Origin of the sequence: Variovorax fucosicus, assembly GCF_030316825.1 — a bacterium.
Classification (GTDB): Bacteria; Pseudomonadota; Gammaproteobacteria; order Burkholderiales; family Burkholderiaceae_C; genus Variovorax; species Variovorax fucosicus.
Genome location: NZ_JASZYU010000006.1, coordinates 66214 through 79339, shown reverse-complemented (window position 1 = coordinate 79339; position 13126 = coordinate 66214). Strand labels below are relative to the sequence as shown.

The following is a 13126-nucleotide window of genomic DNA, read 5'->3' as shown; positions in this document are numbered from 1 at the left end:
GATGCACTGGGGCGAGGAGCACCTGAGCGGGCGCTCCAGCACGGGCGAGCGCCTGGCCGGCATCAACGCGCTGACGAGTCCCGCCTTCTGCCCGGATTCCAAGCAGCCCGAGCTCAAGCACGCGGCGGTGAAGATCCTCAAGGCCGAGCTGCCGTGGAGCTTGCTGGCTGCGGCTTGGCTGCCGCAGGATCGGGCTCTGGCGGCTGCGCAGGCGCTGCGCGCCCTGATGCCTTCGTTTGCCTTTGCCAGTTGCGTGCCGTTCGGTACCGGGGCGGCCCTCTCCAGTGGGGTGGCCGAGCGCACGGGGGTGCTGTTCAGGGCTGCTGCACACGAAGCAGTGCCCGACGCGCTGCTGCAGCAGATCGAGGAGCTGCTGGGCCTTGCCAGCCCCGAGACCCTGCGCTACGCCGACGTCCGGCACGGCCAGCGCCGTGCGGCACGGCTGCTGCGCACCGGCGGCGAGGGCCGGGAGGCGCACCTTGAAGGCTTTCTGCTGGGCGGCGACATACGCGCCGAGGCGTGGATCAAGGCCTTGCTGCAGGATCAGTTGCCCGCGCAGGCCTACGGCCGCCAGTTGCTGCGCCCGGGTGCGACCGCGCCGGTCGGCATTGCCGCGCGCGGCAAGACCATCTGCAGTTGTTTCGGCGTGACCGAGACGGCCATCGGCGAGCAGCTCACCCGTTGCACCGGCAACGACCGCGAGCGCCTCGTCGCACTGCAGGGCGCGCTGAAATGCGGCACCAATTGCGGCTCCTGCATTCCGGAACTGCAGCGCATGGTGCGTGCGTCCGCCCCCGAAACGGCAGAGGTCGCACCATGAGGGCAGCCTTGGCCGGCATAAGCGGGTTCGGATTTCGGCATAAGCCTTGCGGGACAATCCGCGCACCCATGGGAATCAGTCAATACATCAAGGAAATCGGCCGCGGCGCACGCGGCGCGAAGCCACTCACGCGCGAACAGGCGACGGACCTGTTCGGCCAGGTGCTCGACGGCAGCGTGACCGATCTCGAAATCGGTGGCTTCTGCCTGGCGATGCGCATCAAGGGCGAAACCCCCGAAGAGATGGCCGGCTTCCTCGATGCGACCCATGTGCGCCTGAACCGCTTCCCGGCCGGTGATCGCCCGCTGATCGTGCTGCCCAGCTACAACGGTGCGCGCAAGCTGCCGGTGCTGACGCCGCTGCTCGCCCTGTTGCTGGCACGCGAAGGGCTGCCGGTGCTGGTGCATGGCGCGGCCACCGAATCGACCCGGGTTCTCGCATCGAATGTGCTCGCGGCGCTGGATGTGCAGCCGCTGACGGCCATCCGGAAGATAGCCAATGGCGAAGTCGCGTTCGCGCCGACCGAACTGTTGAGCCCGGGCCTGAAACGCCTGCTCGACGTGCGCCGCGTGGTGGGCTTGCGCAACCCGGCGCACAGTGTGGTCAAGCTGATGCGGCCGACCGACGGCCCCTGTATCGTGATCGCGAGCTACACCCATCCCGAATACGCGAAATCGATGGCTGCGACCTTCGAGCTCACCGGTACGACCGCCCTGCTCTCGCGCGGCCTGGAAGGCGAAAGCGTGGCCGACCCGCGCCGCACGGCGCAGGTCGACGGTTTCGTGCGAGGCCAACATATCGCCCTGCAGGCACAACAGTCCGGCACGCTCGCCGAGGTGGAAGGCCTGCCGAAGGAAATCGACATCGCCACCACGGCCGGCTACACGCGCCGCGTGCTGGCCGGCGAGTTGCCGGTGCCGGTGGCCATCGCGCAGCAGGTGCAACACGTCCTCGAATTGGCAGCACGGCTATGAACAACCTCGTTTCGCATCACGGCACTTGCACCCTTGTGGGCGCCGGCCCCGGCGACCCGGATCTGTTGACGCTGAAGGCCGTCAAGGCGATCCACGCGGCCACGGTGCTGTTCGTCGACGACCTCGTGAACGACGCGATCCTCGGCTATGCGCGTCCGGATGCGCGCATCGTGCACGTGGGCAAGCGCGGCGGCTGCAAGAGCACACCCCAGGCTTTCATCGAAAAACTCATGATCACGGCCGTGCGCGAAGGCGAGACCGTGGTGCGCCTCAAAGGCGGCGACCCGTTCATCTTCGGGCGCGGCGGCGAAGAGGTCGAGCACCTGCGCGAAGCGGGCATCGAATGCACCGTGGTCAACGGCATCACCGCCGGCCTCGCGGCCGTCACCTCGCTCGGGGTGCCGCTCACGCACCGCGACCACGCGCAGGGCGTGGTGTTCGTCACCGGCCATGCCAAGACCGGTGCGGGCGCCGCCGAAGACCCGACCGACTGGCGCGCGCTGGCCGCCACCGCGCGCGACGCGCGGCTCACGCTGGTGATCTACATGGGCGTGGCCGGCGCCGGCCATATCCAGGGCGAACTGCTGCACGGCCTGCCGGGCGCCACGCCCGTGGCCGTGATCCAGCATGCGAGCCTGCCGCACCAGCGCCACATCGTGACCACGCTGGCCCGGCTGCAGGCCGGCATCGCCGAGGCCGGGCTCGCAAGCCCCTCGGTGATCGTCGTGGGGGATGTGCTGCAAGGCCTGGCCGCCGCGCAGCTGCCGGCGGGCCGCTTCGGCACCTGAAACCCATCGAACGAAACTGGCCGAATGGCCGGTGCGAGGTTGTCGGATACGTCCGACAGCCACCTAAAATCCCGGGCAGTTCAAACAACAACGCGACGAGGGCCGGGATGCTCGACAAACTCAACGAATTCACCGCCAGCCATGGCGAGCTGGCGCGCGGCAAGGGCCTGGTCACGGGCACCATCGCGCTGAGTCTGGCGATCCTGTGTTTTCTGGGCGTGCTGGCCTTCCATTTTCCGCAGTACCTGACCACGCCCGAGCTGCGCAAGAGCTACAACGTCGACGTGATGCGCTACGTGCTGCTCACGGCGCTGGTGATCGCGGGTGGGCTGGCGCTGGTCAACATCCTGTTCAACCGCTCGCGCTGGCTCTCATCGTTCGCGTTCCTGCTGGTGGCGGCGGCTGCGCTGCTGGGCGGCCACAAGGTGGACGTGGACCCGAACTTCCCGGACAACACGCCCTACATCGGGCTCGACTGGTTCATCCTCGACCTGCTCGGCTCCTCGCTGATCTTCATCTTCATCGAGAAGCTGTTCGCGCACCGCAAGGATCAGCCGGTGTTCCGCGCCGAGTGGCAAACGGACTTTCACCACTTCATCGTGAACCACATGATCGTGGGCTTCGTGCTGCTGGCAACCAACCTGCTGGTGCACAAGCTGTTCGGCTGGGCCGCCAACGACGGCATTCGCGGCTGGATCGCCAACCTGCCGTTCTGGGCCGGTGTGCTGCTGATCGTGCTGGTGGCCGACCTGGTTCAGTACTGGACGCATCGCAGCTACCACGAGGTGCCGCTGCTGTGGCGCCTGCATGCCGTCCATCACAGCGTGAAGAGCATGGACTGGATGGCCGGCTCGCGCCAGCACATCCTGGAACTGCTGATCACGCGCACGCTGGTGCTGGCGCCGATCTACGTGCTCGGCTTCAGCAAGGACGTGATCGACGCGTACATCGTGATCGTCGGCTTCCAGGCAGTGTTCAACCACTGCAACGTGAGCGTGCGGCTCGGGCCGCTGCGCTACATCATCGTGACGCCGAACTTCCACCACTGGCACCACAGCCAGGACGACGAGGCGATCGACAAGAACTATGCGGCGCACTACGCCTTTCTCGACTACCTGTTCGGCACGGCCGTGAAGAGCACCAAGCTCTGGCCCGAGCGGTACGGCGTGGTCGGCGACTACGTCCCGAACGGCTTCTTCAAGCAGCTCAAGTTTCCGTTCGTGTGGAAAGGATGATGTTGCCCACCCCCAGGTTCCGCGATGTTTCCCGCATGGCACTCGCCGCCATGGCGCTTGCCCTGTCCGGTTGCGCCTCGCGCGTCGAGCTGCCGGTGAAAGACACGCAGCTGGGCCTGCGCGTGCAGAGTTCGGCGATTGCGCCGGGCAACGGCGGTGAACTGGTCGCGGCTTCGGCACTGCAGCCGGGCGACATCCTGTTGACTTCGGTCGCCACGCTCAATTCCTTCGGCATCCGCCTGGGTACTTTTTCGCCGGTGAGCCATGCCGTGCTGTACCTCGGCGACGGCCGCATCGCAGAGGCGGTCGGCAGCGGCGTGCGGGCGCGCAGCCTCGACGAGGTAATCGCCGAAGAGCAGATGGTGGTGGCATTTCGCGCTCCGGGCATCGACGCGGAACATGTCGAGCGCCTGCGCAGTTGGGCCCTGTCGCAGGTCGGCACCCGCTACAACACCGTCGGCGTGCTGCTCGACGCGCCCTTTGTGCTGAACCGCCGCGTCTGTGAGCTGCCGCTGATCCCGTCTGCCGTCAGCAACTTCTGCGTCAGCGGCATGGCCATGGTGCAATTGGGCGGCAGCCGCAACGACCAGTTCTTCTGCTCGCAGTTCGTGCTCGAAGCCTACAAGCAGGCCGGCCTGCCGATCACCGCAGCCGACCCGCGCTGGGTCAGTCCGGCCGACCTGCTGCACATGCGCGAGGGCGACGTGCCGTCGATTCCCGCAACCCAGCCGCTTCGCTACGTGGGCCACCTCAAATACAACCCGCCGCCGATCATCACGGCGGACGGCGCGACCACGCGTTGAGCGCCGCCTCTTTCGACGTCGTCGTCATCGGCGCAGGTGCCGCCGGACTGTTCTGCGCCGCGCAGGCCGGTCAGCGCGGGCTGAAGGTGCTGCTGGTCGACCACAGCGAGCGCATCGGCGAAAAGATCCGCATCTCGGGCGGCGGCCGCTGCAACTTCACCAACCGCGACCTCGACCCGCGCGCGCCGCAGAAGCATTTCGTCGGCGAAAACCCGAACTTCTGCCGCTCGGCGCTGTCGCGCTACACGCCGCAGCAGTTCATCGCGCTGGTCGACCGGCACGGCATCGCGCACCACGAAAAGCACAAGGGCCAGCTCTTCTGCGATGGGCCGTCGCAGCAAATCATCGACCTGCTGCTGGCCGAATGCGCCGCGGGCGGCGTCACGCACTGGCAGCCGTGCAGCGTGCGTTCCTTGGCGTTTTCGGACGCCAGCGAAGGCGAGGCGGGTGCAGGTCGCTATCAGATCGATAGCAGTCGAGGCCCTGTGGAAGCAGCCCGTGTGGTGATCGCCACGGGCGGCCTGTCGATCCCGCAGCTCGGAGCCAGCGACTTCGGCTACCGCATCGCGCGCCAGTTCGGCTTGAATGTCGTTGCACCGCGTCCGGCGCTGGTGCCGCTCACCTTTGCCGGCGAAGGCTGGGCACCGTATGCGGGCCTGGCCGGGCTGGCACTGCCGGTTCAGATCGAAACCGGCGCGAAGAAAGAGCGCATGGCCTTCCACGAAGACCTGCTGTTCACGCACCGCGGCCTCTCGGGCCCAGCCGTGCTGCAGATCTCGAGCTACTGGAAGGAAGGTACGCCGCTCACGATCGACTTCGCCCCGGGTATCGACGTGGCAGAGGCGCTCGGCGACGCCAAGGCGCGCTCACGCAAGCGCATTGCCAACGAACTGGCGACGCTGGTGCCCTCGCGCCTGGCCGATGCCTGGGTTGGCGAAGACGCCGCGCTGCAGCGCCCGATCAATGAGGCGGCCGACCGCGCCCTCAACGCGCTGGCCGAGCGCATCGCGCGCTGGCAGATCACCCCGGCCGGCACCGAGGGTTACAAGAAGGCCGAGGTCACGGCCGGCGGCGTAGACACCCGTGAGCTGTCGTCGCAGACGATGGAATCGAAGCAGCAACCCGGCCTGTATTTCATTGGCGAGGTGGTCGACGTGACCGGCTGGCTAGGCGGTTACAACTTCCAGTGGGCCTGGGCGAGCGCGCACGCCTGCGCCCAAGCGCTATGAGATGCGCGAAGCCTGGGGTGGGCTATAATCTCGGGCTAACTTCGGCCTTCCCTCAACGGCCACAAGATTTTCAGTTGAGGAACCCCGGCCCGGGGCCTCGATCTCCCCGAGCCAAATTCAGTTCAACGATTCATCAATGACCACCATCCGCGTTAAAGAAAACGAGCCCTTCGACGTCGCACTGCGTCGCTTCAAGCGCACCATCGAAAAGCTCGGCCTGCTGACCGACCTGCGCGCCCGCGAGTTCTACGAAAAGCCGACCGCCGAGCGCAAGCGCAAGAAGGCCGCTGCCGTCAAGCGCCACTACAAGCGCGTGCGCAGCATGCAGCTTCCCAAGAAGCTGTACTAAGCAGCGTTTGCCGGCACGAGCCGGTAGCTACGGGCCGCGCCGGGGAAACCTGCCGCGGCTTTTGTTTTTTTGTCCGCCGAAAAGAAAGAAGAAAACCATGAGCCTCAAGCAACAGATCACCGAAGACATGAAAACCGCCATGCGCGCCAAGGATTCCGAGCGCCTGGGCACCATCCGCCTGCTGCTGGCCGCGCTGAAGCAGAAGGAAGTCGACGAGCGCATCGAGCTCGACGACGCGATGGTCGTGGCGATCGTCGACAAGCTGGTCAAGCAGCGCAAGGACTCGGTCACGGCCTTCACGCAAGGCGGCCGCGCTGACCTGGCCGACAAGGAAGCGGCCGAAATCAAGGTGCTCGAGGTCTACCTGCCGCAGCGCCTGGGCGCCGACGAGGTGGCGGCCGAAGTGAAGGCCATCGTGGCCGAACTCGGCGCCAAGGGCCCGGGCGACATGGGCAAGGTGATGGGCGCGGTCAAGGCCAAGCTGGCCGGCAAGGCCGACATGGGCCAGGTCAGTGCCGCAGTGAAGGCGGCGCTCTCCGGCGCTGCATGACGACCCGGCCGATCCTCAAGGCGTGCGCTTGCCTGGTCGATGCGCGCGGCCGGCTGCTGGTGTTCGACCACCCGGCAGATGGCGGCATGCAGTTGCCCAAGGGCACGGTGGAACCCGGCGAAGCGCCCGAGGACGCGGTGCGGCGCGAGTTGCTGGAAGAATCGGGCATCGCGTACGACGGCGAACTGCAGGCGCTGGGCACGATGGATCGGCATTGCGATGCCGGCATCGAAGGCAACGCGCGCGCCCATCCGCAGTTGTGGCACCTGTACCTGATGCGCAGCCACGCGCCGTTGCCAGAGCGTTTCGACCACGTTGCGGTCGGCAGCCCCGAGGAAGATGGCCTGGTGTTCCGCTTTCGCTGGCTGGCGCCGGACGAAGCACCCGAGGGCTTCGCGAGCCCCTATCTGCGGGTGATCGAGCGTGTCAGGGCCGCGCTGGTCAGCTCCCAGCCACTTTCATCCGGTTGACCAGCAGCGAACCGGTGGTCTTGGCACCGTAGTTGTAGGCGTCGGCACCGACCGCCTCGATGCCCATCAGCATGTTCTTGAGGTTGCCGGCGATCGTGATCTCCTGCACCGGGAACGCGATGCGCCCCTTCTCCACCCAGAAGCCGCTGGCGCCGCGCGAGTAGTCGCCCGTCACGTAGTTGACGCCCTGCCCCATCAGCTCGATCACGAACAGGCCGGTGCCGAGCTTGGCCAGCATCGCGTCGAGATCGTCACCAGCCTTGGTCAGGCGCGAGCGCAGCGTGAGATTGTGCGAACCGCCCGCATTGCCGGTGGTCTTCATGCCAAGCTTGCGTGCCGAGTAGGTGCTGAGGAAATAGCCTTCGAGCCGGCCGGCATCGATCACCTTGCGTGCCCGCGTGGTCACGCCTTCGTCGTCGAACGGCGCACTGCCCTTGCCGCGCAGCACGTGCGGGTCTTCCGCCACGTCGATGTGCTTGGGCAGCACCTGCTTGCCGAGCGAATCGAGCAGGAAGCTGCTCTTGCGGTACAGCGCACCCCCGCTCACAGCCTGCACCAGCCCGCCGAGCAGGCCCGCAGCCAGCGGCGACTCGAACAGCACCGGGCATTCGGTCGTCTTGATCTTGCGCGACTTGAGGCGGCTCAACGCGCGCTCGGCGGCATATCGGCCCACTGCGGCCGGCGCGGCCAGTTCGTCGGCCGAACGCATCGAGCTGTACCAGGCGTCACGCTGCATGTCGTCGCCCTTGCCGGCGATCGGCGCCACGGAGATCGAATGGCGCGAGCTGGCGTAGCCACCGCGGAAACCGTGCGTGTGCGCGCTGAAGAAATGGCTTTGCTGGGCCGAGACCCCGGCGCCTTCGCTGTTGGTGATGCGCTTGTCGGTCGAGAGCGCGGCGGCCTCGCACTCGAGCGCGAGCCTGGCCGCCTGTTCGCTCGTCACGTCCCAGGGATGGAACAGGTCGAGTTCGGGCTGCTTCCTGACGATGTCAGCCTCGTCAGGCAAGCCGCCAACCGGGTCTTCGGCGGTGAAGCGGGCGATGTCGTAGGCGGCCTGCACGGTCTGTGCGATCGCGGCGTCGGAAAAATCGGAGGTGCTCGCATTGCCGCGACGATGGCCCACGTAGACCGTGATGCCGAGCGACTTGTCGCGGTTGCGCTCGACGTTCTCGAGTTCGCCCTTGCGCACCGACACGCTGAGTCCGCAACCCTCGGAGGCTTCGGCGCCGGCATCCGTGGCACCGAGCTTCTTGGCATGGGCCAGGGCCGTATCGACCAGGTTTTCAAAGAAGGAGCGGCTGTAGGCAAAGCCGGTTTCGGCACGCGCCGCAGATGTCTTCGAGGATGTCTTCATGTAGTGGCTATGATACTTGCGCCCCCTGTATCGAATGGCGCGACCCCTCTTATCCCCACGTCTGCCCCATGTCCCGCAAACCAAAAAAAGGCTATTTCGTCCGCGGCGAGTTCGTGGCCGAAGGCAGTGAACTCGACCTTGAACTCAAGCGCGAGCTCAAAGGCACGGACGATGCCAGCCGAACCGATCTCAAGCGCGAAAGCACCGAGCTGCAAAAGCTCGGCGAAGACCTGCTCGCGTTGCGCGCCAGCCTGTTCGACAAGCTGCCGCTCGACGAAAAGCTCGTCGACGCCGTGGCCGAGGCCAAGCGCATCACCAACTTCGAAGGCAAGCGCCGCCAGATGCAGTTCATCGGCAAGCTGATGCGCAAGCTCGATGCCGAGACGCTCGACACCGTGCGCGCCGCGCTGGCCGAGCAGCACCGCGCCCCCGCCGAGGAAACCGCCATGCTGCACGAGGCCGAGCGCTGGCGCGACCGCCTCATCGCCGACGACGACGCCTTGGGCGGCTGGATCGAAACGCACCCCGCCACCGATGCGCAGCAGTTGCGCGCGCTGGTGCGCCAGGCCCGTAAAGACATCAAGGCCGGCAAGCCCGGCGAAGCACCACGCCAGGCCAAGGCCTATCGCGACGTGTTCCAGCTGGTGCGCGAGCAACTCGCTGTGCATGGCACTGCCGACCACGCCGCGGAAGCGGCCGAGCAGGAGCGCGAGGACGACGCATGAGCGCCGATGCCGTGCGCATCGGCATCGTCTCGGTCAGTGACCGCGCATGGACGGGCGTCTACGAAGACAAGGGCCTGCCGGCGCTGAAGGAATGGCTCACGCGCGCGCTGCAGAACCCGATCACTTTCGAGTCGCGCCTGATTCCGGACGAGCAATCTGCCATCAGCGCCGCACTGGTCGAACTGGTCGACGCCGGCTGCTCGCTGGTGCTGACCACCGGCGGCACCGGCCCCGCTGTGCGCGATGTGACGCCCGAGGCCACGCTGGCCGTGGCGCACAAGGAGATGCCGGGTTTCGGCGAGCAGATGCGCCAGATCAGCCTGCGCTTCGTGCCGACCGCGATCCTGTCGCGCCAGGTGGCGGTGATCCGCGACCAGAGCCTGATCCTCAATCTGCCGGGTCAGCCCAAGTCCATTGCCGAAACGCTCGAAGGGCTGAAGGACGCCGAAGGCAAGCAGATCGTGCCCGGAATCTTCGCCGCAGTGCCCTACTGCATCGACCTGATCGGCGGGCCGTACCTCGAGACGCATGACGACGTGTGCAAGGCGTTCAGGCCCAAGTCGGCGGTGCGCGCCAGGTAGGCGGTTCGGCAGCGCCGGCGGTGCGTCGTCGGAAGTAGTCGGTTCGGGGGTGCGTCGGCGGGCGGTATGCGCTGGGACGGCCGACGTCACCGGCCCTTCGGGCTGCCCTGCGCTGCTCGCGGCAGTCGGGGTCCGCGTGAACTCGCTTCGCTCAAACAGCACGCGGCCCTGATCCGCCTGCCGCTGTGCTGCTCGGCGGTGCCTCAACGGCCGCCCCAGCGCATACCACCCACCGACGTGGACACCTGGGGGTTGCATCCGGAATGCGCAGACCTGGAACCACCACCAAGCCCGGTGTGCGGTACGGGCTGGCCGATCCCTTCTGCGCCGCCGAGGAGCGCAGCGCTTTGCGGATCAGGGCTCGCAGCTGTTTGAGCGAAGCGAGTTCTGCGAGACCCCGCAAAGCGCGAGCACCGCAGGGCAGCCCGAAGGGCCGGCGCAGCAGGGTCGGACAGCCCGTGCCGCACACCGGGCGCTCTCACCAGGGGTCCCACCAACGGCTCTCACCCTGGCGAAGACCATCGCAAGGCCCCGGGCAGTGCCGCAAAGCAAGCCGGCTACTTGCCGACCAGCTGCGTCAGCTTCTCCGCCTCAAAGCATTCGTCGCGCGCCGCATCGGATGGCACACACTCGGCCTTCTGCCCGCGCCCTGCCGACAGCGTCTCGATCGCCTGCCACAACAGCGCGATCTGGTGCTCCTGCGACGAAGCGTTGTCGATCAGCCCGCGCATGGCAAGCGATAGCGGATCGTCGCTCTGCGTCACGCCATAGGCCAGGAAGGTCTCGCGGCCGCCAGCCGCTTCCCGCTGCGCCGGCGTGCCGGGAATGATCCGCGCCGGAATGCCCACCGCCGTCGCTCCGGCCGGCACCGGCTTGATGACCACCGCGTTGGCGCCGATGCGCGCGCCGTCGCCCACCGTGAACCCGCCCAGAACCTTCGCGCCCGCACTGACCACCACGTCGCGGCCCAGGGTGGGGTGGCGCTTGGTGCCCTTGTAGAGCGAAGTGCCGCCCAGAGTGACGCCCTGGTAGATCGTGCAGCCGTCACCGATCTCGGCGGTTTCGCCGACCACCACACCCATCGCGTGGTCGAAGAACACACGCTCGCCGATCTTCGCGCCCGGATGGATCTCGATGCCGGTGACCCAGCGCGCAAAGTGCGCGATGAAAGCGCCTAGCCAGCGCAGCCCGTGGTGCCAGCACCAGTGCGCCGGCCGGTGCAGCACCACCGCATGCAGGCCCGGGTACAGCGTGAGCACCTCCCAGGCCGAGCGGGCAGCCGGGTCGCGCTCGAGGATGCACTGAATGTCAGAACGCAGGCGGGCAAACATCGTTGGGTGTTTCAGTGATATCGAAATTGGGAAACGAGTCTATAGCGCCCCGCCATCACCTGCTGGCGCCGCGGGTTCAGCCTGCGGCGCCGGGCGGTGCGGGTCGACCATCGCCTTCGCAATGCCGCGCAGAATGTGGATCTCCTCGGGCGTCGGCTGGGCCCGGTTGAACAGCTGCTGCAGCCGCGGCATCAGCTTCTTGGGCGCGGCCGGATCCAGAAAGCCGATCTCCACCAGCGAACGCTCCCAGTGCGCGAGCATGCCGGCCACGGCCTGCGCGTCGGCCGACGGCTGGGCCGGCGTGGCATCGCGAACCTCGAAGCCGCCCAGCGCAAGCCGCCATTCGTAGGCAATCAACTGGATCGCCGCGCCGAGATTGAGCGAGCCGAAATTCGGGTCGGCCGGGATGCTCAGCGCCACATTGCAGCGGTACACGTCCTCGTTGCGCATGCCGAAGCGCTCGGAACCGAAGAGGAACGCCACATGCTGGTCATCGCCCTTCGCCAGCGGCTCCAGGTGGGCGCGCGGCGTGCGCGTGGGCGGGCCGAAGTCGCGCGAGATCATCGCGGTGGCGCACAGGTGCGTGATGCCGTCGAGCGCCTCGTCCAAGGTCTCGACGATGCGCGCGTTGGCCAGCACGTCGAGCGCCCCGCTTGCGCGCTGAATGGTTTCCTCGCGCCGCAGCACGTTGGCCCAGCGCGGCGCCACCAGCACCAGATCGCCGAAACCCATGGTCTTCATGGCGCGCGCGGCAGCACCGACATTGCCGGCATGGCTGGTCTGGATCAGGACGAAACGGGTGCGCATGGGCGGAAACGGCGGGCCGGGTAAAATCGCGAGATTGTCGCCGCCCGCATCGCCGGGCTGCATTCCCCGGAACCGTCCCGGCGCCAGCGTTCTTCTCACAATCCAATGTCGTCCCCCAATCTGCACCCCATGATCAACGTGGCCATCAAGGCCGCACGCGCCGCTGGCGCCATCATCAACCGCGCCGCGCTCGATGTCGAAGCGGTGCGCATCTCGCAGAAGCAGGTGAACGACTTTGTGACCGAAGTGGATCACGCGAGCGAACGCGTGATCATCGAAACGCTGCTCACGGCCTACCCCGGCCATGGCATCCTGGCCGAGGAATCGGGCACCGAATACGGCGCCAAGGATTCCGACTACGTGTGGATCATCGATCCGCTCGACGGCACCACCAACTTCATTCACGGCTTTCCGGTCTACTGCGTGTCGATCGCGCTGGCGGTCAAGGGCAAGGTCGAACAGGCCGTCATCTACGACCCGAGCCGCAACGACCTGTTCACCGCCACCAAGGGCCGCGGCGCGTTCATGAACGACCGCCGTATCCGCGTGAGCAAGCGCACCCGCCTGAACGAGTGCCTGATTTCCACCGGTTTCCCGTTCCGCACCGGCGACAACTTCAAGCAGTACCTGGCCATCATGGCCGACCTGATGCCGCGCGCCGCCGGCCTGCGCCGCCCCGGAGCCGCCGCGCTCGACCTGGCCTACGTGGCCGCCGGCTTCACCGACGCCTTCTTCGAAACCGGGCTGAACCCGTGGGACGTGGCAGCCGGCTCGCTGCTGGTGACCGAGGCCGGCGGCCTGATCGGCAATTTCACCGGCGAGCCCGATTTCCTGGAACAGCGCGAATGCCTCGCCGGTGCACCGCGCATCTACGGCCAGCTGGTGCCGCTGCTGGCCAAGTACTCGAAGTTCGCGGGCGTGGACGACAAGCTGCGCGCGAGCGACCGCATGCGTTCGATCGACCCGACGCAAGACACCTACGCCCGCAGTACGGTCGAGGTGCAACAGCCCGATGGCGAAGCAGAGGCTGCCCCCGTCGCCGCCGCTCCCCGCAAACTGACCCGCGTGCGCCCGCAGGCCGTGGCACCGGTCGATCCCACGACCGAGTGA

Annotated in this window: 15 protein-coding genes; 12 read left to right on the top strand and 3 right to left on the bottom strand. The window is 67.2% G+C overall.

Annotated elements, in window-relative coordinates; all coding sequences use genetic code 11:
* The 9 genes from QTI05_RS27230 to QTI05_RS27190 form a co-directional block, all read left to right on the top strand.
* Positions 1–820, top strand: an 820-nt coding sequence (locus QTI05_RS27230; protein WP_286625021.1) for a (2Fe-2S)-binding protein, incomplete at its 5' end; no start/stop codon positions are given.
* A gap of 68 nt (positions 821–888) precedes the next feature.
* On the top strand, positions 889–1794 hold the full coding sequence (gene ybiB / locus QTI05_RS27225; RefSeq protein ID WP_286625020.1) for a DNA-binding protein YbiB: 906 nt from the start codon (positions 889–891) through the stop codon (positions 1792–1794).
* A complete protein-coding gene (gene cobA / locus QTI05_RS27220; protein WP_286625019.1) occupies positions 1791–2582 on the top strand; it encodes a uroporphyrinogen-III C-methyltransferase in 792 nt (263 codons plus the stop codon). The genes ybiB and cobA overlap by 4 nt, the downstream gene beginning before the upstream one ends.
* Before the next feature lie 107 nt (positions 2583–2689).
* The gene (locus tag QTI05_RS27215; protein ID WP_286625018.1) at positions 2690–3817 is read left to right on the top strand and encodes a sterol desaturase family protein; all 1128 of its coding nucleotides are present in this window, start codon (positions 2690–2692) and stop codon (positions 3815–3817) included.
* Between the two features lie 35 nt (positions 3818–3852).
* Complete coding sequence (locus tag QTI05_RS27210) at positions 3853–4620, top strand: YaeF family permuted papain-like enzyme (protein ID WP_286625017.1); 768 nt, start codon at positions 3853–3855, stop codon at positions 4618–4620.
* Entirely contained in the window at positions 4617–5849 is a 1233-nt protein-coding gene (locus QTI05_RS27205; protein ID WP_286625016.1) for a BaiN/RdsA family NAD(P)/FAD-dependent oxidoreductase, read from the top strand. Before QTI05_RS27210 ends, QTI05_RS27205 begins: the two co-directional genes overlap by 4 nt.
* A gap of 136 nt (positions 5850–5985) precedes the next feature.
* A complete protein-coding gene (gene rpsU, locus QTI05_RS27200; RefSeq protein ID WP_007833691.1) occupies positions 5986–6198 on the top strand; it encodes a 30S ribosomal protein S21 in 213 nt (70 codons plus the stop codon).
* A gap of 97 nt (positions 6199–6295) precedes the next feature.
* A complete protein-coding gene (locus QTI05_RS27195; protein ID WP_286625015.1) occupies positions 6296–6748 on the top strand; it encodes a GatB/YqeY domain-containing protein in 453 nt (150 codons plus the stop codon).
* Positions 6745–7218 (top strand): NUDIX domain-containing protein, encoded by a 474-nt coding sequence (locus QTI05_RS27190; RefSeq protein ID WP_286625014.1) that lies wholly within the window; start codon positions 6745–6747, stop codon positions 7216–7218. Before QTI05_RS27195 ends, QTI05_RS27190 begins: the two co-directional genes overlap by 4 nt.
* Here the strand turns inward: QTI05_RS27190 and pmbA are convergent.
* A complete protein-coding gene (gene pmbA, locus QTI05_RS27185) occupies positions 7190–8572 on the bottom strand; it encodes a metalloprotease PmbA (RefSeq protein WP_286625013.1) in 1383 nt (460 codons plus the stop codon). The genes QTI05_RS27190 and pmbA overlap by 29 nt on opposite strands.
* A 68-nt stretch (positions 8573–8640) precedes the next feature.
* Here pmbA and yjgA point away from each other — a divergent pair, with 68 nt between their 5' ends.
* Both yjgA and mog read left to right on the top strand, forming a co-directional pair.
* Positions 8641–9297, top strand: coding sequence for a ribosome biogenesis factor YjgA (gene yjgA / locus QTI05_RS27180; RefSeq protein WP_286547140.1), 657 nt, complete (start codon positions 8641–8643; stop codon positions 9295–9297).
* Entirely contained in the window at positions 9294–9878 is a 585-nt protein-coding gene (mog, locus tag QTI05_RS27175) for a molybdopterin adenylyltransferase (RefSeq protein WP_286625012.1), read from the top strand. The genes yjgA and mog overlap by 4 nt, the downstream gene beginning before the upstream one ends.
* A gap of 557 nt (positions 9879–10435) precedes the next feature.
* Here mog and cysE read toward each other — a convergent pair.
* Both cysE and QTI05_RS27165 read right to left on the bottom strand, forming a co-directional pair.
* Positions 10436–11209 carry a serine O-acetyltransferase gene (gene cysE / locus QTI05_RS27170; RefSeq protein ID WP_286624848.1) on the bottom strand — a complete coding sequence of 258 codons (774 nt, stop codon included), beginning with the start codon at positions 11207–11209 and terminating at the stop codon, positions 10436–10438.
* A 39-nt stretch (positions 11210–11248) separates the two neighbouring features.
* Positions 11249–12016, bottom strand: coding sequence for an RNA methyltransferase (locus QTI05_RS27165; RefSeq protein ID WP_286624849.1), 768 nt, complete (start codon positions 12014–12016; stop codon positions 11249–11251).
* 105 nt (positions 12017–12121) lie between these two features.
* Between QTI05_RS27165 and QTI05_RS27160 the strand changes: the two genes are divergently transcribed.
* Entirely contained in the window at positions 12122–13126 is a 1005-nt protein-coding gene (locus tag QTI05_RS27160; RefSeq protein WP_286624850.1) for an inositol monophosphatase family protein, read from the top strand.

Coding starts and splice junctions, on each gene's coding strand:
- ybiB (WP_286625020.1), top strand. CDS start 889: ATGGGAATCAGTCAATACATCAAGGAAATCGGCCGCGGCGCACGCGGC.
- cobA (WP_286625019.1), top strand. CDS start 1,791: ATGAACAACCTCGTTTCGCATCACGGCACTTGCACCCTTGTGGGCGCC.
- QTI05_RS27215 (WP_286625018.1), top strand. CDS start 2,690: ATGCTCGACAAACTCAACGAATTCACCGCCAGCCATGGCGAGCTGGCG.
- QTI05_RS27210 (WP_286625017.1), top strand. CDS start 3,853: ATGGCACTCGCCGCCATGGCGCTTGCCCTGTCCGGTTGCGCCTCGCGC.
- rpsU (WP_007833691.1), top strand. CDS start 5,986: ATGACCACCATCCGCGTTAAAGAAAACGAGCCCTTCGACGTCGCACTG.
- QTI05_RS27195 (WP_286625015.1), top strand. CDS start 6,296: ATGAGCCTCAAGCAACAGATCACCGAAGACATGAAAACCGCCATGCGC.
- QTI05_RS27190 (WP_286625014.1), top strand. CDS start 6,745: ATGACGACCCGGCCGATCCTCAAGGCGTGCGCTTGCCTGGTCGATGCG.
- pmbA (WP_286625013.1), bottom strand. CDS start 8,572: ATGAAGACATCCTCGAAGACATCTGCGGCGCGTGCCGAAACCGGCTTT.
- yjgA (WP_286547140.1), top strand. CDS start 8,641: ATGTCCCGCAAACCAAAAAAAGGCTATTTCGTCCGCGGCGAGTTCGTG.
- mog (WP_286625012.1), top strand. CDS start 9,294: ATGAGCGCCGATGCCGTGCGCATCGGCATCGTCTCGGTCAGTGACCGC.
- cysE (WP_286624848.1), bottom strand. CDS start 11,209: ATGTTTGCCCGCCTGCGTTCTGACATTCAGTGCATCCTCGAGCGCGAC.
- QTI05_RS27165 (WP_286624849.1), bottom strand. CDS start 12,016: ATGCGCACCCGTTTCGTCCTGATCCAGACCAGCCATGCCGGCAATGTC.
- QTI05_RS27160 (WP_286624850.1), top strand. CDS start 12,122: ATGTCGTCCCCCAATCTGCACCCCATGATCAACGTGGCCATCAAGGCC.